Below are 23,635 nucleotides of genomic sequence, written 5' to 3'. Positions count from 1 at the left end.
TTTCGTTGAATATATTTTGCCCGGTGGACCTTCGTACGATGGCGGCCAGAGCCGGCGTTGCTAAGGTGATGCGATGACATCCCTCCCGCGCCTGCTTGCCCTGCCGCTGCTTACCTTGTTGGTGGCCTGTGCCGCCCAGCCGAAAACGGACCATCCGATGAGCGAGCTCGACTTCATCCAGGGCGACGTACGCGTCACCGAACATCGCCAGGGCGACGATCTGTTGAGTGCTGGCCTGGGTCAGGCCGGTCTGGCCGGATTGCTTACGCCATTTGCAAACCCGCTTGATCCGACGGCGGCGGAAGTACGCCGACGAGCCATCCAGTCGAGTTGGAAGGGGATTGCTGACCTGGGGCCGCTTGGTGGCTTCGGCAGCATCTACGGCGGCGTGCCTCCGGTGCCTGGGCGTGAGTATCAGTCGTTCGCGCGGATTCACGGCGCGCACGCGCCACATCGGGTGCTCGTGCAGGTGCCTGATCAGTTCGATCGCAAGCATCGTTGCCTCGTCGTCACCGCATCGTCCGGTTCGCGCGGCATTTACGGCGCCATCGCGCTGGCGGGTGCCTGGGGGTTGCCGCGCGGCTGTGCCGTGGCCTACACCGACAAGGGCACGGGAGCGGGCTACTTCGACTTTGCCGACGACACTGGCGTCGCGCTCGATGGTCGTCGCGCGCAGCGAGGGAGCTTGCCGCTCGAGTTCGAGCCGGCTCCTGCATCGCGAGCGAGCGGCATCGCGATCAAACATCTGCACTCAGGTGATAACCCCGAAGCTGACTGGGGCCGGCATGTGTTGCAGGCAGCGCGCTTCGGCCTCGCCATGCTCGATCGCGCGTTCCCGGACCAGGCGCCCTTTACCGCGCAGAACACGCGCATCATCGCCACCGGCCTTTCCAATGGCGGCGGCGCTGTGCTCCAGGCGGCGGGTCTCGATGACGACCACCTGCTGTCGGGCGTCATCGCACTCGAGCCTAACGTCCATGTGCGAGGGCAGGGGCGCGCGCTTTACGACTACGCGACCGAGGCATCGATCTGGCTGCCGTGCGCGCTGATGGACGCACGATTCGCGCAGTCGCCGATGGCCCGGGGTGCCGGTGGCATGCCGATGCCGGCATGGCCGATCCGTTGCGCGAGCCTGCGCGCACAAGGTCTCGTCAGCGGCGATTCGCTCACCGCGCAAGCAGCGCAGTCTTATGAGCACTTGCGTGCGCAGGGCTGGAGCGAGAACGCCATGGCCGTGGCCGCCACGTCGACCGCCTTCGACCTGTGGCGCGCGATCACGGCGGGTTACGCGTCGGCGTACCTGCGTCGTGCGGCGGACAACATGCCTTGCGGCTTTCGCTACGCCACGCTCGGCCCGGGCGGTCTGCCGGGCATCTCTGATCCGGCCACGCGTGCCACCTGGTGGTCGGACGGCTCGGGCATTCCGCCGGGCAACGGCATCGGGTTGTACGGCGGCATGGATGCATCTGCGGATCCGACCTTGTCGGGCGTGCGTTGCCTGCGTGCCTTGTGGGACGGCAGCGATGCCACGGCGCAGGCGTTGCGCGCGGGCGTCGATGCGACGGCCGCCAGGCTTCCGCGCAAGGATTTGCCGCTATGGGTGCTGCATGGTGAGGACGACGGGTTGTTGCCGGTGGTGTTCACCTCCATGCCGTATGTCGACTGGCTGCGCGCCTCGGGGCGTCGTCCGATCTACTGGCGCGTCCCGTACGCGCAGCATTTCGACGCCTTCCTGCCGCTGCCCGGCTTCGGCGATCGCCATGTGCCCATGCTGCCCTACGGCTATGCCGCGCTGGACCGGTTGTGGTCGCACCTGTTCGAGGCCGGCGCCTGGCAGGACGACTGGCCGACTCCGGCCGCCCGGCCGCGTGGCGCGGGCAGCCTGGACCGGGCGGCGCTTGGCCTCCCGTGAACCTCGACGTGGGGTGGGGTATCCTTCCCGCCCCCTGGCCGACCCCCGCGTCGGTCATTCGTTAGCCAAGGATCACCGATGACCATCAACGTCACTTTCACCACCAATCGCGGTCCCATCCATCTGCGCCTGCACGAAGACAAGGCCCCGGTGACCGTGGCCAGCTTCGTGAATCTCGCCCGCCGCGGTTACTACGACGGCCTGAGCTTCCATCGCGTGATCGCCGATTTCATGGTCCAGGGCGGCTGCCCGGAAGGCAGCGGTCGCGGTGGCCCGGGCTACCGCTTCGAAGACGAGTTCCATCCCTCGCTGCGCCACGACAAGCCTGGCGTGCTGTCGATGGCCAACGCCGGTCCGCGTACCAACGGCAGCCAGTTCTTCATCACCCATGGCCCGACGCCGTGGCTGGACGGCAAGCACAGTGTGTTCGGCGAAGTGCTGGGCGCCGAAGACCAGGCCGTGGTTGATGCCATCCGCCAGGGCGACGTGATCGAGAAGGTCACGGTGGAAGGCGACGTCGACGCGCTGCTCGCCGCGCAGGCCGATCGCGTGAAGGAATGGAACGCGGTGCTCGACGATCGCGGCTGATCCGCTTCCGATCCCCGGCCGCACAAAAAGCCACCGTCATCGCGACGGTGGCTTTTTACTTTTCACGGGAGTGTCACGTAGCCCGTCACCGTGTGTGCCTAGAATCGAACTCTGCCGGAACGCGCGGGCGCGCGTTCCATGCATGGCATTGGCGTTGTCGTTCAAGGAGAACCTCCATGTCGTTTCTCAATGATTTGCTCGGTGGCGGACAAGGCCAGGGCGGCGGTTCGCTGCTGGATGTCGCCGGTTCGCTGATCCAGAAGGCGGGCGGAGTGCAGGGCCTGATCGCCATGTTGCAGCAGCATGGCCTCGGCGACGCGGTGCAGTCGTGGGTTGGCACGGGCGCCAACCAGCCGGTGTCGGGCGGGCAGCTGGGGCAGGCGCTGCAAAATGGCGGGCTGGGTAATGTGCTGGCCGAAGCGGCCGGCAAGCTGGGCGTCGATCAAGGCGACTTGCTGGGCCAGTTGTCGCAGGTGCTGCCGCATGCGGTCGACCACCTCACGCCGAACGGGCAGGTGCCGGAGCAGGGGGCAGGTGGGTTTGATCTTGGTGCGCTGACGAGCCTGGCCGGCCAGCTATTTGGCGGGAAATCGGCCTGAGTGATGACCCCGGCGTCGGCCGCCATCCCTGGGGATGACGGCCGACAAGGGCCCTCAGCTCGCCATTTTCTTGCGGAAGACCTGGTTGTAGATCAGCAGGAGCAGCACCGCCCCGCCGACCGAACCCAGGAAATGCACGAAACCCGTCTCGCCCCAGAGGCCGAGCTTTTCACCGACGAACGTCGAAATCACCGACCCCACGATGCCGAGGATGGCGGTGATGATGAATCCGCCCGGGTCCTTGCCCGGCATCAGCGCCTTGGCCAGCAAGCCCACGACCAGGCCGACGATGAACACCCAAAGCCAGTGCATTGTCGTAATCCCCTTCGATTGTCTCTGGGCCCCCTGAAGGCCCTTTGCCCCAACCCCTGCGCCCCCGACGCCCCCTGAGGGAGCCGTCGCGCCGCCAAGCGTTGCCAAGCGTCCGTGTAGCGGATGTACACGAGCCGGGCGACAGCGCCATCCGACCAAGGTGGGCGTTCCGGCATGGGGGATGGCGCGCCGCCGCATGCTAAAATTGGGAGGTTTACTACCTCCGTCCCCCTGCTCCAGAGGAAGTCATGCCCCAGCTCGCCCAGCGTGTCGGCCGTGCCAAGCCCAGCGCGATCATGCTCATCGCCGAAAAAGCCAAGCAGCTCAAGGCTGCCGGTCGCGACATCATCAGTTTTTCCATTGGCGTCCCCAATTTCCTGCCCGGCGAACATGTCTACGCCGCCGCCCGTGACGCGCTGTCGCGCGACTCCGGCCAGTACGGCAGCAACCGCGGTTCGGACGACCTGCTCGACGCCTTCCTCAAGCACATCGAGGCGCTGGGTTTCGCCGGCTACGGCAAGATGAATCTTTCCATTGGCATCGGTGCCAAACAGGTGCTGTACAACCTGGCCGAGGCCCTGCTGAACGAAGGCGACGAGATCTGTTTCGCCGCGCCGTACTGGACGACCTACCACGACATCGTCGACATCGTCGGTGCGAAGGCCAACGTCCTGCACTGCGGCCCGCAGCAGAACTACAAGCTGACGCCCGCACAGCTCGAAACCGCGTTGCAGCGCAAGCCGAAGGTGTTCCTGTTCAACAATCCGTCCAACCCCACCGGCATGGTCTACACGCGCGAGGAAATCGCGGCGCTGGCCGATGTGCTGGTGAAGTATCCGGATACCTGGATCGTTACCGACGATATCTACAACTCGATGGTGTTCGACAGCATCGGCTATCACAACTTCGTGTTCGCGCGTCCGGAACTGCGCGATCGCCTGGTGTTCGTCGATTCGGTCTCCAAGACCTACGGCATGCCCGGCTGGCGCGTGGGCCTGATCGCCGGCCCCGAGTCGGTCGCCAAGGCGGTAACCACACTTAACTCGAACCACATCACCAGCGTGCCGGAAGTGATCACCGCCGCTGCCGTGGCCGCATTCGCCGGACCGCAGGACATCCCGCAGGCCAAATGCGCGGAATTCGCGCACAAGCGCGATGTGGTGGTCGAAGCCCTTGCCGCGATTCCGGGCGTCGTGTGCCCGCGCCCGCAGGGTGCGTTCTACGCGTTCCCCGATATCAGCGTGGCCTTTGGCAAACAGCACAACGGCGTCACGATCCACAATGACGTGGATTTCTGCGCGGCGCTGCTCGAAGCCACCGGCGTGGCCTGCGTGCCGGGTTCGGCCTTTGGTGAGCCGCGCGCCATGCGCATTTCCTATACCTGTCCCACGGCACAGTTGGAGCCCGGCCTCAAGCGCATCCAGGCCTTCTTTGCCGAACTGACCTGATCCATCGCAAAGGTGGGTCGTTTGACCCACCCAAACATATTCGGTGGGTTCGTCCCACCTTAGTCTGAAGGAGTGGAAGAGATGAAAGCCCCCGTTCGCGTTGCCGTTACCGGCGCAGCCGGCCAGATCGGTTATGCCCTGTTGTTCCGCATTGCCGCCGGCGACATGCTTGGCCCGGATCAGCCGGTCATCCTGCACCTGCTCGAAATCACCCCCGCGCTGCCGTCGCTGCAGGGCGTGGTGATGGAGCTCAATGACTGCGCGTTCCCGACGCTCGCCGGTGTCGTCGCCACCGACGACGTCAACGTGGCTTTCAAGGACGTCGACTACGCGCTGCTCGTCGGCGCCCGTCCGCGCGGCCCGGGCATGGAGCGCAAGGATCTGCTCGAAGCCAACGGCGCCATCTTTGGCCCGCAGGGCAAGGCGCTGAACGATCACGCCAAGCGTGACGTCAAGGTGCTCGTGGTCGGCAACCCGGCCAACACCAACGCGCTGATCGCCCAGCAGAACGCTCCGGACCTCGATCCGAAGTGCTTCACCGCCATGGTGCGCCTGGACCACAACCGCGCGCTGTCGCAGCTGGCCGAGAAGACCGGCAAGCACAGCACCGCGATCAAGAAGATGACCATCTGGGGCAACCACAGCTCCACGCAGTACCCGGACCTGCACCACGCCACCGTGGACGGCAAGGCCGCGCTGTCGCTGGTCGACCAGGCCTGGTACGAGAGCGACTTCATCCCGACCGTGCAGCAGCGCGGCGCCGCCATCATCAAGGCGCGCGGTGCCTCGTCGGCCGCTTCGGCTGCCTCGGCCGCCATCGACCACATGCGCACCTGGGCGCTGGGCACGGAAGAGGGTGACTGGGCTTCGATGGGCATCCCGTCCGATGGTTCGTACGGCATCGCCCCGGGCGTGATCTACGGCTACCCGGTGACCTGCAAGAACGGCAAGTACGAGATCGTGCAGGGCCTGGACGTCAATGACTTCTCGCGCGCCCGCATGGACGCCACCGAGAAGGAACTGCGCGAAGAGCGCGCCGGCGTCGAGCACCTGTTCGCCAAGAAGTAAGTCGCTGCGCTTCGGCGTCGCACACGAAGAAGGCGGCCTCCGGGTCGCCTTTTTTGTGTCGCGGGCCGCGAGGTAGCGGGCGCGGCATCTCGCGCCTGGTGAGCCTGATAACTTCGCATGCCGGTTTCGACCAAGGTCTACTCACGTGCTGCGCTGCGTCTGGTTCAGTCTGTGAAGACTGGTGACGAAGTGGTGATCGCATGGGATACGAGGCTTTCTATCGGCGTTCGGTCGACGAGCCGGAATCGTTCTGGGCCGAACAGGCGCGGCTGATTCACTGGCAGACGCCGCCGCAACAGATCCTCGACTATTCGAATCCCCCTTTTCGCCGCTGGTTCGTCGGCGGCACAACGAACCTTTGCTACAACGCCGTCGACCGTCACCTGGAGGCACGTGCGGATCAGCTGGCGCTGGTGGCGATCTCCACGGAATCCGGCGTAACGCGTGAGCTCACATATCGCGATCTGTATCGCGAAGTGAACACGTTCGCCGCCGTGCTCGTCGCGCTGGGCGTGGAGAAGGGCGATCGCGTGGTGATTTACATGCCGAACATCGCCGAGGCGGTGTTTGCCATGCTCGCCTGCGCGCGCATCGGCGCGATTCACTCGGTTGTGTTCGGCGGATTCGCGGCGCATAACCTGGCGCTGCGCATGGATGACGCCAAGCCCAAGGTGCTGATCGCCGCCGATGCCGGCATGCGTGGGGGCAAGGTCATTCCCTACAAGCCACTGGTCGATGCGGCACTGGAAGAGTCGCAGCACGCGCCGCCGCACGTGCTGCTTGTCGATCGTGGCCTCGATCCGCAAATGACGCGCATGTCAGGTCGCGATATCGACTACACGGTTTTGCGCGAACAGCATGCCGGGGCGGAAGTACCTGTCGCATGGCTTGAATCCAACGAGCCGAGCTATCTGCTCTACACCTCCGGCACCACGGGCAAGCCCAAGGGCATCCAGCGCGACGTCGGTGGCTACGCGGTGGCCATGGCCATGTCGATCCGCTATGTGTTCGACATTGCACCAGGCCAGGTGATGTTTTCGACCTCGGACGTTGGCTGGGCCGTGGGGCACTCCTACAACGTCTATGGTCCGCTGATCGGTGGCGCCACCTCGTTGCTTTACGAAGGCTTGCCCACGCGCCCCGATCCGGGCATCTGGTGGCAGCTGTGCGAGCGCTATGGCGTGCGCACCATGTTCTCTTCGCCGACGGGCATCCGCGTACTCAAGAAGCAGGATCCGTCATGGCTGAAAAAGTACGACCTGTCGACGTTGAAGTGGTTGTTCCTCGCGGGCGAGCCACTCGATGAGCCGACGGCGCACTGGATTACCGATGGCCTGGGCGTGCCGGTCATCGACAACTACTGGCAGACCGAAACCGGCTGGCCGGCCATCACGCTGATGCCGGGTCTTGAACTGAAGCCGGTGAAGTTTGGCTCGCCGGGTTTGCCTGCGCCAGGCTACAAGATGAAGGTCATCGACGAGGCCTCCGGCGAAGAAGCGACGCCAGGCCAGAAAGGTGTGCTCGTCTTCGAGCCGCCGCTGCCACCGGGGTGCCTGAGCACCGTGTGGGGCGATGACCAGCGCTATCTGAGCAGCTATTTCAGCCACTTCAAGCCTTTGCTCTATAGCTCGCTCGACTGGGCTATCCGCGACGAGAACGGGTACACGACGATCCTTGGTCGCACCGACGATGTCATCAATGTCGCCGGCCATCGCCTGGGCACGCGCGAAATCGAGGAGTCCGTTTCGACGCATCCTGCCGTCGCCGAAGCGGCGGTGATTGGCGTGGCCGATGAATTGAAGGGGCAAGTGCCCGTGGTCTTCGCGACGCTGAAACAGGATGTGGGTGGTCTTCAGGCCGGTGATGCGGCGCAGGCCATGCAACAGCGCGTCGTCGATCAGCTCGGCGGCGTCGCCAAGCCATCGCGCGTCTATGTGGTCAACGCCTTGCCCAAGACCCGCTCGGGAAAGCTGCTCAGGCGTTCGCTTCAGGCGCTGGCGGAGCATCGCGATCCGGGTGATCTGTCGACGCTGGACGATCCCGGTGCACTGGAAGAAATACGCAAGGCGCTCGAACGCGGGCCTGACAAAAGTTGAGCCGCCAAAAAAGTGGGGGACGTGACCCTGTTGGCTTAGGTCACATCCCCCGGCTCCGCTTCACGCAGTGCTCTGTCGATCCTTTTCAGGATCCAATGTTTTGTTGTCGCGTGGCTTACGCTGCCTCGGTTTCCTTGATGTCGACCGGCATGCGGATCAGGTGATCGAAGGCGCTCAGCGAGGCCTTGGCACCTTCGCCCATGGCGATGACGATCTGCTTGTACGGCACGGTCGTCACATCGCCAGCGCCGAATACGCCGGGGATCGAGGTTTCACCGCGGGCATCGACTTCGATTTCGCCGCGCGGAGACAGCTTGATCGTGCCCTTGAGCCACTCGGTGTTCGGCAGCAGGCCAATCTGCACGAAGACGCCTTCGAGGTCGACCTGGTGGCTGTCGCCGGTGGCCCGGTCGTTGTACTTCAGGCCACTAACCTTGTCGCTGCCCACCACTTCGGTCGTCTGTGCGTTTACGATGATGCGCACGTTCGGCAAGCTGCGCAGCTTGCGCTGTAGGACTTCATCCGCACGCAGTTTGCTGTCGAACTCCAGCAGCGTGACGTGGCCGACGATACCGGCCAGGTCGATCGCCGCTTCGACACCGGAGTTGCCACCGCCGATCACCGCCACGCGCTTGCCCTTGAACAACGGGCCATCACAATGCGGGCAGTAAGTAACGCCCTTGTTGCGGAACTCCTGTTCGCCCGGCACGTTCATGTTGCGCCAGCGCGCACCGGTGGAAATGATCACGGTCTTGGACTTCAGTGACGCACCGTTAGCGAGGCGCACTTCGAACAAGCCGTTGGGATCTTCCGGGGCGATGAGCTTTTCGGCGCGCTGCAGATTCATCACGTCCACGTCGTATTCGTGCACGTGCTGTTCGAGCGAAGCCGCCAGCTGCGGACCTTCGGTGTAAGGCACCGAGATGAAGTTCTCGATGGACATGGTGTCGAGCACCTGACCGCCGAAGCGCTCGGCCGCGACGCCGGTGCGGATGCCCTTGCGGGCCGCGTAGATGGCTGCCGCCGCGCCGGCCGGACCACCGCCCACAACGAGGACGTCAAACGGGGCCTTGGTCTTGATGCGCTCGGCTTCACGCGCTGCCGCACCGCTGTCGATGCGCGCGGCGATCTGTTCGATCGTCATGCGGCCCTGGTCGAAATGCTCGCCGTTGAGGAACACGGTCGGCACCGACATGACCTGGCGCTCGTTGACCTCGTCCTGGAACAGCGCGCCGTCGATGGCGACATGCTTGATGTTCGGGTTGATCACGCTCATCAGGTTCAGCGCCTGGACGGTGTCCGGGCAGCTGTGGCACGAGAGCGACATGAAGGTTTCGAAGCGGTACTCGCCTTCGATGTTACGCACCTGCTCGATCACTTCGTCGCTTACCTTGGGCGGGTGACCGCCCACCTGCAGCAGCGCCAGGACGAGCGAGGTGAATTCATGCCCCAGCGGGATGCCGGCAAAGCTCACGCCCACATCGGTGCCGATGCGGTTGATCGCGAAGGACGGCTTGCGTGCGTCGTTGCCGTTGGTGCGCAGCGTGATCTTGTCCGACAGGGACTCGATGTCCTGCAGCAGGCCAAGCAATTCCTGCGACTTGGGGCTTGCGTCGACAGAGGCCACCAGCTCGATCGGGTGCGTGACCTTTTCGAGGTAGGCCTGCAATTGGGTCTTCAGATCGGCATCCAACATGGTGAGCTCCGTCGTTGATCGGGGGTGCGTGTCCCTGGCGCCGGCCGGGTTTGACCCATGCCAGTCGAAAGGAACACCGCGTTATTCGGGGAAAAGGACCCGGCGTGGTGCCGGGTCCAGGGCGGCCCAGGAAGCGGGCCGCAAGTGCACGGGAAAGCGGTGCTTAGATCTTGCCAACCAGCGAGAGCGACGGCTTGAGCGTGGCTTCGCCTTCCTTCCACTTGGCCGGGCACACTTCACCCGGGTGGGAGGCGACGTACTGGGCAGCCTTGACCTTGCGCAGCAGTTCGCTGGCGTCGCGGCCAATGCCGTTGTCATGGATTTCGCACAGTTTGATCTGGCCTTCCGGATTGATCACGAAGGTGCCGCGCAGGGCCAGGCCTTCTTCTTCGATCATCACGTCGAAGTTGCGGGTGATCGTGCCGGTCGGGTCGGCCAGCATCGTGTACTGGACCTTGCCGATCGCGTCGGAGGTGTCATGCCATGCCTTGTGCGAGAAGTGGGTGTCGGTCGAGACCGAGTAGATCTCCACGCCCAGCTTCTGGAATTCGGCGTAATGGTTGGCCAGGTCTTCAAGCTCCGTCGGGCAGACGAAGGTGAAGTCGGCGGGGTAGAACACGATCACAGACCACTTGCCCTTCAGGGACTGATCCGTCACTTCGATGAACTCGCCGTTCTTGTAAGCCTGGGCCTTGAAGGGTTTGATCTGGGTGTTAATCAACGACATCGCTGTTTTCCCGTGTGGTGGTGATTGGAAACGACAAGATAGCGTGCGGCTATCGATTGGTCTAATTGATTGTTGGCATGATGGTCATTGATCCCATCAATCAATGAGACGGGGAGTTTTCGCGCTCAGGATCAAGTTCTGGGCGTCGGGGGCGTCCCGCAAGGTGGCAGGATGTCGCTGGGATCATGTCGGAAGTGCTATCGGCCCGTGGATGGGGCCGATCACACGTTCAGCGTTTCATCTGCGCATCGACCACGGTGGCCGTCACCATGTCGCTGCCCACGTTCACCGTGGTGCGCAGCATGTCCAGGATGCGATCCACGCCCAGCACGATGCCGATGCCTTCCGGCGGCACGCCAAAGGTGGCCAGCAGGCCGGCGATCAAGGGCAGCGAACCGCCGGGGATGCCGGCGACGGCAACCGCACTGAGCACCGACAGGAGCATCAGCACGCACTGCTGGCCCAGGTTGAGGTCGACGCCAAACGCCTGCGCGACGAACAGCACCACGCATCCTTCGAACAGGGCGGTGCCGCTCATGTTCATGGTGGCGCCGATGGGCAGCACGAAACCGGCGGTGCTGGGCGAAAGCTTCAGTTCGTCCCTGGCGATCGCCAGTGAGGCGGGCAGGGAGGCGCTGCTGGAACTGGTCGAGAAGGCCGTCACCAGCAGCGGGCGAATCTGGCGGAAATAGGCCAGCGGCGAACGCCCGGCCAGGAAGCGCAGCCAGATGGACATGGTGCCGAAGAGGTGGATGCCCAGCGCCACGGCGCAGCCGAGTACGAAGACAGCGAGGGTGAGGAGGATATCCACGCCGACTTTCACGATGACGCTGTAGATCATGGCGGGTACGGCGATCGGTGCCAGTCGCAGCGCGAAGCCGACGATACCGGTCATCACTTCGCTGATGAGGTCGAGGCCGGACTGGAGCTTCTTCCGCTTTTCCTCACTCAGCTGCAGCCCGGCCGCACCCACGAAGATCGCGAACAGGATGAGCGGCAGGACGTCACCCAGCGCTGCACGGCTGTTGCCGACAAAGGCACCGAAGAGATTGCGGGGCATGAACATCTCCACGATCGTGGCAAAGCTCATGCTGGGCTGCTCATGCTGGCGTTCCACGGCCAGCGCCGCGCCGCCGCCATATTCCTGCATCAGTTGCGCCTTGGAGGCTGGATCCAGGTGATGGCCGGGCTGCAGCAGGTTCATCATCACCAGGCCAATCACGACGGCGATGGCCATGTTGGCGAAGAAAAGGAAGAAGGTGCGGCCGGCCAGTGGACCGAGCCTTTCAAGATTGCCCAGCTGCACGACGCCGGATGCCAGCGAGGCGAAGACGAGCGGAATGACCACGAAGAACAGCATGCGCAAAAAGATCTGCCCCAGCGGGTCGAAGACCGCCGTGGATACGGCCTGCATGGCTTTGAGCGTGGCGGGGTGGAACTGGCCGATCGCCAGGGTGATCACGGCAGCGATCACGCCCAGCGCCAGGCCCCAGAGGATGCGGCTTGCGAGACGGGGAGGTGTGTTCATTTCCCGAATGTACGGGTCAGTTCACGCGTGGCGCAAGAAGTTACGATTGCTGCTATGCAGCAACGGCAAGCCTGCCTTCGCGCGCTAAAATCGCCTTTTTACGCGGAGGCTCCATGACCCAGATCGTAACTCCCGGCGCGCGTTTCCGCGCAGCAGTGGCTGAAGAAAAGCCCCTCCAGGTCATGGGCGCCATCACCGCTTACGCCGGCCTCATGGCCAAGCGCGTGGGCTACAAGGCGCTTTATCTCTCCGGCGGTGGCGTGGCAGCCAACTCCCTGGGCATGCCCGACCTCGGCATTTCGACCATGGAAGACGTCCTGACCGACGCGCGCCGCATCGTCGACGCGACCCAGATGCCGCTCCTGGTGGATATCGACACCGGTTGGGGCGGCGCCTTCAATATCGCGCGCACGATCCGCTCGTTCATCAATGTCGGCGTGGCGGCAGTGCACATGGAAGACCAGGTGGGCCAGAAGCGTTGTGGCCATCGTCCCGGCAAGGAAGTGGTGCCGAAGGACGAGATGGTCGATCGCGTGAAGGCCGCTGTGGATGCCCGCACCGATGCCGGCTTTGTGATCATGGCGCGTACGGACGCCGCTGCCGCCGAAGGCATCGACTCGGCCATCGAACGCGCCGTGGCCTACGTCGAGGCCGGTGCCGATATGATTTTCCCGGAAGCCATGAAGACGCTCGACGATTACCGACGCTTCAAGGCGGCCGTGAAGGTGCCGATTCTGGCTAATCTGACCGAATTCGGTTCGACGCCGTTTTTCACGACGGAAGATCTGGCTGGCGCCAACGTGGACATCGCGCTGTACTGCTGCGGCGCCTATCGCGCGATGAACAAGGCCGCGCTGAACTTTTACGAGACGGTGCGCCGCGAAGGCACCCAGAAAAACATCATCGACACGCTGCAGACGCGCGAACAGCTGTATGACTTCCTCGGCTACCACGCCTACGAGGACAAGCTGGATGAGCTGTTCACCGGCAAAAAGGCCTGATGGTTGGTTCCACACGCCGCGCGGTGCTGGTGCGCGCGCGGTCCGTTGCATGCATGTGAGGAGAAGTATCCGATGAGCGAGCAAGTTCTTCCCAAGGCCAAGAAGTCCGTCGCGCTGTCCGGCGTGGCTGCGGGCAATACCGCGCTGTGCACGGTCGGCCGCAGTGGCAACGATCTGCATTATCGCGGTTATGACATCCACGATCTCGCCGCCAAGGGCTGCTTCGAAGAAGTGGCTTACCTGCTGGTCCACGGCGTCCTGCCGAACTGGGCCGAACTGAATGCCTATCGCGCCAAGCTCAAGCGCCTGCGTGGCCTGCCTGCGCCGGTGAAGGGTGCGCTGGAACTGCTGCCCGCCGCCACGCATCCGATGGACGTCATGCGCACCGGCTGCTCGGTGCTCGGCACCGTGTTGCCGGAAAAGGAAGACCACAACCTCACCGGGGCACGTGACATCGCCGATCGCCTGATGGCGAGCTTCGGTTCGATGCTGCTGTACTGGTACCACTTCAGCCACAACGGCAAGCGCATCGAGACGGAGACCGACGATGACTCGATCGCCGCGCACTTCCTGCACCTGCTGCACGGCAAGAAGGCCAGCGAGCTGCACGCGCATGCCCTGGACAAGTCGCTGATCCTGTACGCCGAGCATGAGTTCAACGCATCGACGTTCACGGCGCGCGTCATTGCCGGCACGGGTTCGGACATCTATTCGGCCATCACCGGCGCCATTGGCGCGCTGCGTGGCCCCAAGCACGGCGGCGCGAACGAAGTGGCGATGGACATCATCTCCCGCTATCGCAATGCCGATGACGCCGAGGCCGATATCCGCGCCCGCGTTGAGCGCAAGGAAATCGTCATCGGTTTCGGCCACCCGGTCTACACCGTGTCCGATCCGCGCAACGAAATCATCAAGGAAGTCTCGCGCAAGCTCTGCACCGAGGGTGGCAACCCGACGCTGTTCGACGTCTCCGAGCGCATCGAGAAGACCATGTGGGAACTGAAGAAAATGTTCCCCAACCTCGACTGGTTCTCGGCCAGCGCGTATCACATGATGGGCGTGCCGACGGCCATGTTCACGCCGCTGTTCGTCATTTCGCGTACCTCCGGCTGGAGTGCGCACGTGATCGAGCAGCGCGAAGACGGAAAGATCATCCGTCCGAGCGCGAACTACACCGGCCCGGAAGACCTGGCCTACGTGCCGATCGAAAAGCGCTGATCCGGTCGCCGGTCACGCAAGAGAAAGGAGCCTCCCGGGGCTCCTTTTTTTTCGGGCGGGCCCCGAAATGAGGGTCTTCTCGTTCCGCATGATCCTGACGCTTTCGTTACGGTTCAGGACCCTGTACGAGATTGTTAGTAATTCACCCGCACAGGTGTAACAGCCTTGATACAGGGCTGTTCGCGACGACCGGCTCAAGCGCTTGAGGTCGCGATCGATTGGTACAGCAGGGACGTTCAGTCGATTTTTGCGTCATCGTCACGCGCGGATGCAGGTGTTGCTGTTGCATCCCTGATACACCCGGCCCATCTGGGTCCTGAACCAAGCCGCGAGCGCGTCCACGCAATGTGGTTCAACGCGCTGATTTTCCACGTGCTTCAAATGTTTTTTTTCTTTCATACGCGCTGGCACGCGTATTGCGACGGTTAGTCGCTACACCCGTAAGACCAAACAGGGGGTCCACTCGCATCGTTTCAGGAGAAAGACTATGCGTAAGACTCTGCTCGTAACGGCGATTGCCTTGAGTTTTGGCCTGGCATCGGTCGCCTATGCAGATAACGACCACAACGGCAACTCGAACTTCAACAACAACTCGAGCACACACAGCAACTCCAGCACGCATACCAATTCGAGCACGCATACCTTCACGGATGCCTTCAACATGGGCGATGCAAGTTCCGGTGGTCTGGGTAGTGCAGCGGCGAATAATGGCGGCACGGCGACTTCGAACGTGTCCGACTCCTTCAATACCAGCAATGCAGTCGCCAACAGCACCCTGAACGGTGCAGTGAGCGACGTTTATGTCCATGACATCGGCAACGTCGCCAAGAACTGGGGCGGCGCGAACGGTGGCGACGGCGGCAACGGTGCCAAGGGCATCGGCGGTCGCGGAACCGGCGGTGATGGCGGCCGTGGTGGTTCAGGCGGTGATAGCGACTCCCGCAGCGGTCACGCTGGCGGTTCGGGCGCGGATAGCGGCTATGTCGGCGCGCTAAGCGGCGCGAGCGGCGGCAGCTCCGATGGCGACAACGGCAATACCCGCAATCGTCAACGTGGTTCGGGCAGCGGCACGGCGACCGGCGGAGCCGGCAGCTGGGCAGGCGGCGCGGGCACCAGTGGTGCGTCGACCGCCAGCAGTGGCGCAGCGACCTCGACCGGTGGCACCAGCGGTGCAGCTGACGGCACCGGCGGCGCCGGTGGCGCAGGCGGCGCAGGCTCCGGTGGCATGGGTGGCGCGGGCACGGGCGGCAACGGTGGCAACGGCGCAGCCGGTGGCACTGCCTACGCCGATGCCGGCACATTCAACATGTCCAACACGATGGACAGCGCGGCAGCCGGTGCGGCTGGCGTAGCGATCATCGCGCAGAACAGCGGCGCAGCATCGCTGATTCAGCAGGGCGTGAATGTCCAGGCCAACCTGAACCTCGGTCATTGATCGATAGCAACCCGGCACGGTGGAGCCTCGCGCTCCACCGTGCCCTTCATTCTCCGCAACGCGCCTGTCGTAGAGGCAGGCGCTCGGGGTGTGAAGCGGCCAGGGACAACGGAGAGAACGCCATGCGATCCGCGAAGTGGGTGCTCGGATTGACCGTATGCTGCGTACTGCCGGTGGCGGCGTGGGCAGCGGATAACCAGAGCCACGCCGGCAACAGCGGCAATGCCAGTTCCATTCCTCCCGTGTTTCTCGCCTACGGTCCGGACGCACCCGCTGCGTACGCCGCAGGCACCAAGGTCGAGGGCAGTCCGCACGTCGAAGGACTCGGACAAAGCACCGCCGACGATCAGCTCGCCGACATGAGCGGCGGCACCAATGTCAAACAGAACACCACGTTGAACGGGACCGTCACGGGCAACACGGCTTCGCGCGTCGTTTCCGGTTCGAACGCCATTAGCGGCGAATCCTTCAGCGGCGCCTCCGGCTTGCCGACGGTGATTCAGAACACCGGAAGCAACGTGCTGATCCAGAACGCCACCGTCGTCAACGTGCAGTTCACGCCATGAAGAAAGCAGCTGCGCTGCTCGTTGCAATGGCAATGCTGCTGCCCGTGGCGGCAGCAGCTACCACGCCGGTCGGCGTGGTGGGCGCGCAAGGCGACACGTACACCCTGCATCTGACGAGCCTCAAGGAGGCTCGTTTCAGGAATACCATTCGACAGAAATACGACTTCAGCTGCGGCTCCGCGGCTGTGGCGACGCTACTGACCTACCAGTACGGCTATCCGGTCAACGAGCAGACCGCGTTCGAGCAGATGTACGCAAGCGGTGACAAGGAGAAGATCCACAAGGAAGGTTTCTCCCTGCTTGATATCAAGCGATTCCTCGCTGCCAATGGCTTCCAGGCCGATGGGTTCAAGGTGCCGCTGCAAAAACTCGAAGACGAAAACCTGCCTGCCATCGTGCTGATCGATATCAAGGGCTATCACCATTTCGTGGTGATCAAGGGCGTGCGCGACGGGCGCGTGCTCGTCGGGGATCCGGCGCTGGGAACGCGTGCGATCGCCATGGACAAGTTCATGAGCGTCTGGAAAAACGGCCTCGTGTTCGTGATCCACAACCGCCGCAATATCGCCGTGTTCAACAGTCCGCAGGACTGGCGCGTGTCACCCAATGCGCCACTCAGCAGCGGCATTGATCGCGGCAGCCTCTACAACATGACCATGCCCAAACGTGGGCCGGGCGACATTTGAGGGAACGTGACCATGAAGCCCATGACGCGCGTTGTCTGTATCGGCGTAGTGTTCTGCATCGGCGGTGCGTGGGCGCATGGATCCAGTGCTCAGGACCAGCCTCCCGCCGCGGATAAGCCGCTCGCCGCCGCGCCCGTGGCAGACCAGACCCTGGCTGCGGCGGCGCCGCAGGCCGACGTCGAAGGCTTCGGCTCGCCCGTGGCGACCGATCAGCTGGACAAGACGCGCGGTGGCTTCGATCTCCCCAGTGGCCTGGCCGTCTCGTTTGGCATTGATCGCGCGGTGTACGTCAACGGCAACCTCGTGACGCAAACCAGTTTCAACATTCCCGATATCGCGCACATGACGGGCGCGCAAGCCGCCGCGCTGGCGGCAGCCAATTCGACGACCGTCGTGCAAATCGGGCAGGGCAATTCGGTTGACCCGTCCATTCTCAACCAGGGCATGGGAGCGACGGTGATCCAGAACACGCTCAATGGTCAGCACATCCAGAACATGACCACGATCAATACGTCGGTCAATTCGCTAAACGCTTTTCGCACCCTCAACCAATTCCAGGGCCTGCAATCGGCCTTGCAGACTATCGGCCACTGACCCATGCATGCGGCCGCGCACGACGCTGGATTTTCGATCCGCCCTCCAGGAAGGGTGCGCACCAGGCGCACTCCCGACGTCGAACCCGAAGCATGAGGAAGCATGATGCGCAACTCAACGTGGCGGTACTTATGTTCGACCGGGTGCGCCGGACTGGTGCTGCTGGGCGGTCCGGTGGCGGGGCAGGTGGCGGGCGCGCAGGATGCCGCGCAAAGTGCGCAGGCCACGCCTTCGAGCAGCACGCCGGCTCATCCGGCGACGCTTAGCCCGGATCTGCGCAAGCAAATGGAGTCGCAGGGCGAGCGCATCGATGCGATGCGCAGCCAGATCCAGGCACAGATGCAGCAGCTTGAGGACATGAAGAAAGCGCTGGCGCAACAGGAGCAAGACTATCGCTCGTTGCGCAAGGCCGTCGGTCTGGATGTACTCGACAAGCAGCGCGCCGGCAACGTCTCGGCAGGCGGCGCCAACGCATCGGCCATGCCCATGCCGGCGGGCGACGCCGTCGCGGCTGCGGCCCCTGCGCCACAGGATGCGAACAAGCCGGTGGGACAGGCGCCGCCTACCGACAATCGACCGCCGGAAGTGGCGCCGATCTTCGACCAGCCCGGCGTGCTGACGCCCAAGGGCAAGTTCATCCTCGAGCCCTCCTACCAGATGGGCTATTCATCGCTCGATCGCGTCGCGTTGATCGGTTACACGGTCATCCCGGCGATCCTGATCGGCCTGATCGACGCGCGGCAGGTGAAGACCACGGTGCAGACGGCAACGGTCGCCGCGCGCTATGGCATCACCAATCGCCTGGAGATCGAAGTGCGCGTGCCTTACCTGTGGGTGCACACCGATACGATCAGCCGTGAAATCTTTACCGGTTCGGCGACCGACCGGGTGTTCACCACCAGTGGCCATGACATCGGCGACATCGAGGCGACGGCACGCTACCAGCTCAATGACGGTGGTCCGGACAAGGCGTATTACATCGGCTGGCTGCGCTTCAAGTCGCGCACGGGACGCGACCCGTTTGAAGTCACGACCGACTGCGTGCAGCGTTGTGTCGAGAACGCCACGGGCACCGGCTTGCCACTGGAATCGCCGACCGGTACGGGTTTCTACTCGCTGCAACCGGGCGTGACCTGGTTGTATCCCTCCGACCCGGTCGTCTTCTTTGGCAACGTCAGTTATCTCTACAACTTTTCGCGCAGCAACGTGACCCGGAATCTGGTGCTCTCGGGCAAGGAAAACCTTGGTGAAGTGAAGCCTGGCAATATCGTCGACGTCAGCGTCGGCATGGGCCTGGCCCTCAACGAGAAGGCGTCGATCAGCATCGGTTACGACCAGAGCTGGATCGGTGCGGTCAAGCAGAACGGGAAAACGGCGCCCGGCGCGACGCGGCTCTTGCAAGGTACGTTGCTTCTGGGTGGTTCCTGGCGTTTCAACGAAAAACGCACGCTCAACTTCACGTTGGGCGTGGGCGTGACGCGGGATACGCCGGATGCGACAGTCACGGTGCGCGTACCCATGATGTATTGAGGGGGCTCGCGTTGCTCGCGGTGGGGCCGGCCTGCTGGCGCAGGCCTGTGAAGCCGGCCGCTGGCGCGGCCTGTAAACGGTGAACGGAGAAGAGCGCTCTGCGCCCTGGCTCTTACCTGTTCACTGTTTACAGGCGCGCAGCGCCGGCTTCACAACGAGCGCAGCGAGTGGCCTTACAAGCCTTCTGCCTTCATGGCAGCCTTCACGCCTTCGTCTTCGCGCATGCGAGCGGAGAAGCGCTCCAGCTCGTCAAAGCCCGACAGGTCCACGCCCTTGCCCTTGGCCCAGCGCAGGACGACGAACAGGTAGGGATCGGCGATCGAGCGCTTGCCGGTGATCCAGTCACCACCCTTCAGCTGCTCGTTCACGCGACCGAACATGTCGCGCAAACGCGCACGGGCGTTGTCGATCAGCTCGGCGTGCTGCGATTCGTCGGCGATGAAACGCGCGGGACCGAAGATCGGTTTGAACGCCGGATGGATGTCCGAGTTGAGGAACCCCAGCCAGCGCATGACATCGGCACGGCTGCGCATGTCGGTACCGGCGAGCTCGGCCTGCGGGTACTTTTCGGCGAGGTAGCCGAGGATGGCGACGTTCTCGGTCAGGACCCAGCCGTCGTCTTCCACCAGCGCAGGCACGACGCCCAGCGGGTTGATCTTCAGGTACTCGGTCTTCAGCTGGTCGCGCGGCACCGCATGCGCTTCGTAGGGGGCGCCCGTCCATTCGAGGACAATGTGGTCGGCAAGCGAGCAGGCGCCCGGCAGGTAGTAGAGCTTCATCGTGGGGAGGTTCTCTTGGTGAAAGCGGCCCGCAGTGTACCGGCCGCTGGCATGCCTGGCGCGTGAGTCGCGTGCCAGGCATGCCGCGCCTTCAGGCCGTGGCGGCTTCCCGACGACGCTGTACCAGCCAGCCGCCACCGCAGATCGCTATCACGAGCACTACGTCCAGCACGTAGCGGGCCCAGCCATGCGCGTCGAACCAGGCCACCAGCAGGTGGTCGTGGGCGATCATGCGCGCCGCCGTCCAGGCGATGGCGCCGGCACCGATGTAGACGATGACAGGGAAGCGCTCGATGAGACGCAGGATCAAGGTCGAACCCCAGACCACCAGCGGCACGCTGATCGCCAGGCCAAGGATCACCAGCACCATGCTGCCGTGCGAGGCGCCGGCGATGGCCAGCACGTTGTCCAGTCCCATCAGGGCGTCAGCCACCACGATGGTGCGCAGCGCCGACCAGAAGTTGCTGGCGGCATCGACATTGGGGTCTTCGGAATGGGGCTTGAGCAGCTTCCAGGCGATCGGCAGGAGCAGCAGGCCGCCGGCCAGCATCAGGCCCGGGAGCTTGAGCAGGTAGACGACCACGGCGGTCATGGCGACGCGCACGGCGACGGCGCCGAAGGTGCCCCAGAAGACGGCTTTCTTTTGCAGGTGGCCGGGCAGGTTGCGCGCGGCCAGCGCGATCACGATCGCGTTGTCGCCGGCCAGCACGAGATCCAGCAGCACAATGGCTGCCAGGCCGGAGAAGAATTCGGGGGTGAAGAAATCCATGCATCAATCCTTGCGCGCAAAAAAGACAATGCAGCAACCACGGACGCACGCAGGCCCGTCGTTACCGCAAAAGTCTCGTCCGCGGAAGAACCGCTGCAGTGACCGGAGCGGTGCTCCGCTCGTGATGACGACCACTGCATAGACACCGCTGAAACCAGTGTCCGGAACTACTCCCTTTTGGGATCAGTATCCGACTATTGTCGATGTCGGCCTGCATACCAGTCAAGCGGGTAACACTTAAGGAAAAGGTCGGGTCCGGCTACAATGGCTGGCCAGGGCGTTCGCTGTCGCTCGCTCCAACTGTCGGTTTTAGAACGGATTAACCGTCGGTCGACGAGCGGGTAGCGCGCCAACGTCCACCCGATGCGGTGACCGCCGTTTCGAACAGACCAGCACTCGAGGGATTCTCCCGTCCATGAATACCGTCTACCGCCAATCGCTTCCCGGCACGTCGCTGGAATTTTTCAATGCACGTGCCGCCGTGGACGCGATCCAGCCGGGCGCCTATGACTCGCTGCCGTACACCTCGCGAGTGCTTGCCGAGAACCTGGTGCGCCGCTGCGACCCTGCGATCCTCACCGATTCGCTCAAGCAGATCATCGATCGCAAGCGCGAGCGTGACTTCCCGTGGTTCCCGGCGCGCGTGGTGTGCCACGACATCCTCGGCCAGACGGCGCTGGTCGACCTGGCCGGCCTGCGCGATGCGATTGCCGAGCGCGGTGGCGATCCGGCCAAGGTGAATCCGGTGGTGCCAGTGCAGCTGATCGTCGACCACTCGCTGGCAGTGGAGTGCGGTGGTTTCGATCCGAATGCGTTCACGAAGAACCGCGCGATCGAGGATCGCCGCAACGAAGATCGCTTCCACTTCATCAACTGGACCAAGAAGGCGTTCGAGAACGTCGATGTCATTCCCCCGGGCAACGGCATCATGCACCAGATCAATCTGGAGAAGATGTCGCCGGTGATCCAGGTGCAGGATGGCGTTGCCTATCCCGATACCTGCGTGGGCACCGACAGTCACACGCCGCACGTGGATGCGCTGGGTGTGATTGCCATCGGCGTTGGTGGCCTGGAGGCCGAGAACGTGATGCTCGGTCGCGCTTCGTGGATGCGCCTGCCCGACATCATCGGCGTCGAGCTCACCGGCAAGCGCCAGCCCGGCATCACGGCAACTGATATCGTGCTTGCGCTCACCGAATTCCTGCGCAAGGAAAAAGTTGTCGGTGCGTACCTCGAATTCCGCGGCGAGGGTGCCGCCAGCCTCACGCTGGGTGATCGCGCCACCATTTCCAACATGGCGCCCGAATACGGTGCCACCGCTGCGATGTTCTTCATCGATGGTCAGACCACCGATTACCTGCGCCTGACCGGTCGCAGCGATGAGCAGGTCAAGCTGGTGGAAACCTACGCCAAGGCTGCCGGTCTCTGGGCCGACACGCTGGCTGACGCACAGTACGAGCGCACGCTGACGTTTGATCTTTCGTCAGTGGTTCGCAACATGGCCGGCCCGTCCAATCCGCACAAGCGCCTGCCGACGTCGGATCTCGCGGCGCGCGGTATTGCGGGACAGTGGAAAGAACAGCCGGGGCAGATGCCCGACGGCGCGGTGATCATCGCGGCCATCACCAGCTGCACCAACACCAGCAATCCGCGCAATGTGATTGCCGCTGCCTTGCTGGCGCGCAATGCCAATGCGCGCGGCCTGACCCGCAAACCCTGGGTCAAAAGTTCGCTGGCACCCGGCTCCAAGGCCGTGGAGTTGTATCTGAAGGAAGCGAACCTGCTGCCGGATCTGGAAAAGCTCGGCTTCGGCATCGTGGCCTTTGCATGCACCACCTGCAATGGCATGTCCGGCGCGCTCGATCCGAAGATCCAGCAGGAAATCATCGACCGCGATCTTTATGCGACCGCCGTGCTGTCGGGCAATCGCAACTTCGACGGTCGCATCCATCCCTATGCGAAGCAGGCTTTCCTGGCGTCGCCGCCGCTGGTTGTCGCGTATGCGATTGCCGGCACGATTCGATTCGATATCGAGAAGGACGTGCTTGGCATCGACGCCAACGGTCAGCCGGTCACCCTCAAGGACATCTGGCCGAGCGACGAGGAGATCGATGCGATCGTGTCGTCGAGCGTGAAGCCCGAACAGTTCCGCAAAGTCTACGATCCGATGTTCGCGCGCACGGGCCACACCGGTACCACCGCAGCGCCGCTGTACGACTGGCGCCCGCAGAGCACCTACATTCGCCGCCCGCCGTACTGGGAAGGCGCGCTCGCGGGTGAGCGCACGCTCAAGGGCATGCGTCCGCTGGCCGTGCTTGGCGACAACATCACCACCGATCATCTGTCGCCGTCGAACGCGATTCTCCTCGACAGCGCGGCCGGCGAATATCTCGCGAAGATGGGCCTGCCCGAAGAGGACTTCAATTCGTACGCGACGCATCGCGGTGACCACCTGACCGCGCAGCGCGCCACGTTCGCCAATCCGACGCTCATCAATGAAATGGCGGTGGTCGACGGTGAAGTGAAGAAGGGTTCGCTGGCGCGCGTCGAGCCGGAAGGTCAGGTGATGCGCATGTGGGAAGCCATTGAAACCTACATGGACCGCAAGCAGCCGTTGATCGTGATCGCCGGCGCCGACTACGGCCAGGGTTCGTCGCGTGACTGGGCCGCGAAGGGCGTTCGCCTGGCAGGCGTCGAAGCGATCGCGGCCGAAGGCTTCGAGCGCATCCATCGCACGAACCTGATCGGCATGGGTGTGTTGCCGCTGGAGTTCCTGCCCGGCACGAATCGCAAGACCCTGGGCATCGATGGCACGGAAACTTTCGATGTCGCCGGTGAGCGCACGCCGCGTGCCGAGCTCACGCTGGTCATCCATCGCAAGAACGGAGATCGCGTGGAGGTGCCGGTGACCTGCCGCCTGGATACGGCCGAGGAAGTGTCGATCTATGAGGCCGGTGGCGTCCTGCAGCGTTTTGCGCAGGATTTCATCGAGGCATCGCAGGCAGCCTGATCATAGGGTGATCCGCAAGGTGATGCCGGCGCATCACCTTGCGACGAGCGGCTTTCCCAGTCGCGACCCGCGC

The 23,635-nt window shown here is 63.7% G+C and carries 20 protein-coding genes; 14 read left to right on the top strand and 6 right to left on the bottom strand.

The features are described from left to right. Positions 1 to 73: 73 nt before the first annotated feature. The 3 genes from EYV96_RS06780 to EYV96_RS06770 all read left to right on the top strand — a co-directional run bounded on the left by EYV96_RS06780 (position 74) and on the right by EYV96_RS06770 (position 3,099). Positions 74 to 1,912 (top strand): 3-hydroxybutyrate oligomer hydrolase family protein, encoded by a 1,839-nt coding sequence (locus EYV96_RS06780; protein ID WP_131150685.1) that lies wholly within the window; start codon positions 74 to 76, stop codon positions 1,910 to 1,912. Positions 1,913 to 1,990: 78 nt separating this feature from the next. Next, positions 1,991 to 2,500 (top strand): peptidylprolyl isomerase, encoded by a 510-nt coding sequence (locus EYV96_RS06775; protein WP_131150684.1) that lies wholly within the window; start codon positions 1,991 to 1,993, stop codon positions 2,498 to 2,500. 176 nt (positions 2,501 to 2,676) lie between these two features. Next, positions 2,677 to 3,099, top strand: coding sequence for a YidB family protein (locus EYV96_RS06770; RefSeq protein ID WP_131150683.1), 423 nt, complete (start codon positions 2,677 to 2,679; stop codon positions 3,097 to 3,099). Positions 3,100 to 3,153: 54 nt separating this feature from the next. Here EYV96_RS06770 and EYV96_RS06765 read toward each other — a convergent pair whose 3' ends face one another. Continuing rightward, a complete protein-coding gene (locus EYV96_RS06765) occupies positions 3,154 to 3,411 on the bottom strand; it encodes a GlsB/YeaQ/YmgE family stress response membrane protein (protein WP_131150682.1) in 258 nt (85 codons plus the stop codon). Positions 3,412 to 3,659: 248 nt separating this feature from the next. Between EYV96_RS06765 and EYV96_RS06760 the strand changes: the two genes are divergently transcribed. The 3 genes from EYV96_RS06760 to prpE all read left to right on the top strand — a co-directional run bounded on the left by EYV96_RS06760 (position 3,660) and on the right by prpE (position 8,023). Next, positions 3,660 to 4,859 (top strand): aminotransferase class I/II-fold pyridoxal phosphate-dependent enzyme, encoded by a 1,200-nt coding sequence (locus EYV96_RS06760; RefSeq protein ID WP_131150681.1) that lies wholly within the window; start codon positions 3,660 to 3,662, stop codon positions 4,857 to 4,859. A gap of 81 nt (positions 4,860 to 4,940) precedes the next feature. Continuing rightward, positions 4,941 to 5,927, top strand: coding sequence for a malate dehydrogenase (locus EYV96_RS06755; protein WP_131150680.1), 987 nt, complete (start codon positions 4,941 to 4,943; stop codon positions 5,925 to 5,927). 200 nt (positions 5,928 to 6,127) lie between these two features. Then, the gene (prpE, locus tag EYV96_RS06750; RefSeq protein ID WP_131150679.1) at positions 6,128 to 8,023 is read left to right on the top strand and encodes a propionate--CoA ligase; all 1,896 of its coding nucleotides are present in this window, start codon (positions 6,128 to 6,130) and stop codon (positions 8,021 to 8,023) included. Between the two features lie 115 nt (positions 8,024 to 8,138). On the opposite strand, the gene ahpF is transcribed toward prpE, so the two are convergent. The 3 genes from ahpF to EYV96_RS06735 form a co-directional block, all read right to left on the bottom strand. Further along, positions 8,139 to 9,719, bottom strand: coding sequence for an alkyl hydroperoxide reductase subunit F (gene ahpF, locus EYV96_RS06745; protein ID WP_131150678.1), 1,581 nt, complete (start codon positions 9,717 to 9,719; stop codon positions 8,139 to 8,141). 163 nt (positions 9,720 to 9,882) lie between these two features. Next, positions 9,883 to 10,446 carry an alkyl hydroperoxide reductase subunit C gene (ahpC, locus tag EYV96_RS06740; RefSeq protein ID WP_131150677.1) on the bottom strand — a complete coding sequence of 188 codons (564 nt, stop codon included), beginning with the start codon at positions 10,444 to 10,446 and terminating at the stop codon, positions 9,883 to 9,885. Positions 10,447 to 10,675: 229 nt separating this feature from the next. Continuing rightward, positions 10,676 to 11,974, bottom strand: a complete 1,299-nt coding sequence (locus EYV96_RS06735; RefSeq protein ID WP_131150676.1) for a dicarboxylate/amino acid:cation symporter — start codon at positions 11,972 to 11,974, stop codon at positions 10,676 to 10,678. A 113-nt stretch (positions 11,975 to 12,087) separates the two neighbouring features. On the opposite strand from EYV96_RS06735, the gene prpB reads away from it, so the two are divergent. The 7 genes from prpB to EYV96_RS06700 all read left to right on the top strand — a co-directional run bounded on the left by prpB (position 12,088) and on the right by EYV96_RS06700 (position 19,004). Then, positions 12,088 to 12,975 carry a methylisocitrate lyase gene (gene prpB, locus EYV96_RS06730; protein ID WP_131150675.1) on the top strand — a complete coding sequence of 296 codons (888 nt, stop codon included), beginning with the start codon at positions 12,088 to 12,090 and terminating at the stop codon, positions 12,973 to 12,975. Positions 12,976 to 13,047: 72 nt separating this feature from the next. Then, positions 13,048 to 14,193 (top strand): bifunctional 2-methylcitrate synthase/citrate synthase, encoded by a 1,146-nt coding sequence (gene prpC, locus EYV96_RS06725; protein WP_131150674.1) that lies wholly within the window; start codon positions 13,048 to 13,050, stop codon positions 14,191 to 14,193. Between the two features lie 487 nt (positions 14,194 to 14,680). After that, entirely contained in the window at positions 14,681 to 15,628 is a 948-nt protein-coding gene (locus EYV96_RS06720; protein ID WP_131150673.1) for a hypothetical protein, read from the top strand. A 122-nt stretch (positions 15,629 to 15,750) separates the two neighbouring features. Beyond that, complete coding sequence (locus EYV96_RS18925; protein ID WP_240732359.1) at positions 15,751 to 16,194, top strand: hypothetical protein; 444 nt, start codon at positions 15,751 to 15,753, stop codon at positions 16,192 to 16,194. Then, positions 16,191 to 16,880 (top strand): C39 family peptidase, encoded by a 690-nt coding sequence (locus EYV96_RS06710; RefSeq protein ID WP_131150672.1) that lies wholly within the window; start codon positions 16,191 to 16,193, stop codon positions 16,878 to 16,880. Before EYV96_RS18925 ends, EYV96_RS06710 begins: the two co-directional genes overlap by 4 nt. Before the next feature lie 12 nt (positions 16,881 to 16,892). Further along, positions 16,893 to 17,474 (top strand): hypothetical protein, encoded by a 582-nt coding sequence (locus EYV96_RS06705; RefSeq protein ID WP_131150671.1) that lies wholly within the window; start codon positions 16,893 to 16,895, stop codon positions 17,472 to 17,474. 102 nt (positions 17,475 to 17,576) lie between these two features. After that, positions 17,577 to 19,004, top strand: a complete 1,428-nt coding sequence (locus tag EYV96_RS06700) for an acetate kinase (RefSeq protein ID WP_240732358.1) — start codon at positions 17,577 to 17,579, stop codon at positions 19,002 to 19,004. A 173-nt stretch (positions 19,005 to 19,177) separates the two neighbouring features. Here EYV96_RS06700 and EYV96_RS06695 read toward each other — a convergent pair whose 3' ends face one another. Then, positions 19,178 to 19,783: a glutathione S-transferase N-terminal domain-containing protein gene (locus EYV96_RS06695; RefSeq protein WP_131150670.1), complete on the bottom strand. Its 606-nt coding sequence runs from the start codon at positions 19,781 to 19,783 to the stop codon at positions 19,178 to 19,180. A 91-nt stretch (positions 19,784 to 19,874) separates the two neighbouring features. Next, positions 19,875 to 20,552: a TerC family protein gene (locus EYV96_RS06690; RefSeq protein WP_131150669.1), complete on the bottom strand. Its 678-nt coding sequence runs from the start codon at positions 20,550 to 20,552 to the stop codon at positions 19,875 to 19,877. Between the two features lie 415 nt (positions 20,553 to 20,967). On the opposite strand from EYV96_RS06690, the gene acnD reads away from it, so the two are divergent. Continuing rightward, entirely contained in the window at positions 20,968 to 23,562 is a 2,595-nt protein-coding gene (acnD, locus tag EYV96_RS06685) for a Fe/S-dependent 2-methylisocitrate dehydratase AcnD (RefSeq protein WP_131150668.1), read from the top strand. Positions 23,563 to 23,635 lie beyond the last annotated feature (73 nt).

Origin of the sequence: Dyella terrae, assembly GCF_004322705.1 — a bacterium.
Classification (GTDB): domain Bacteria; phylum Pseudomonadota; class Gammaproteobacteria; order Xanthomonadales; family Rhodanobacteraceae; genus Dyella_D; species Dyella_D terrae.
This window is presented reverse-complemented; position numbering and strand designations above follow the sequence as displayed.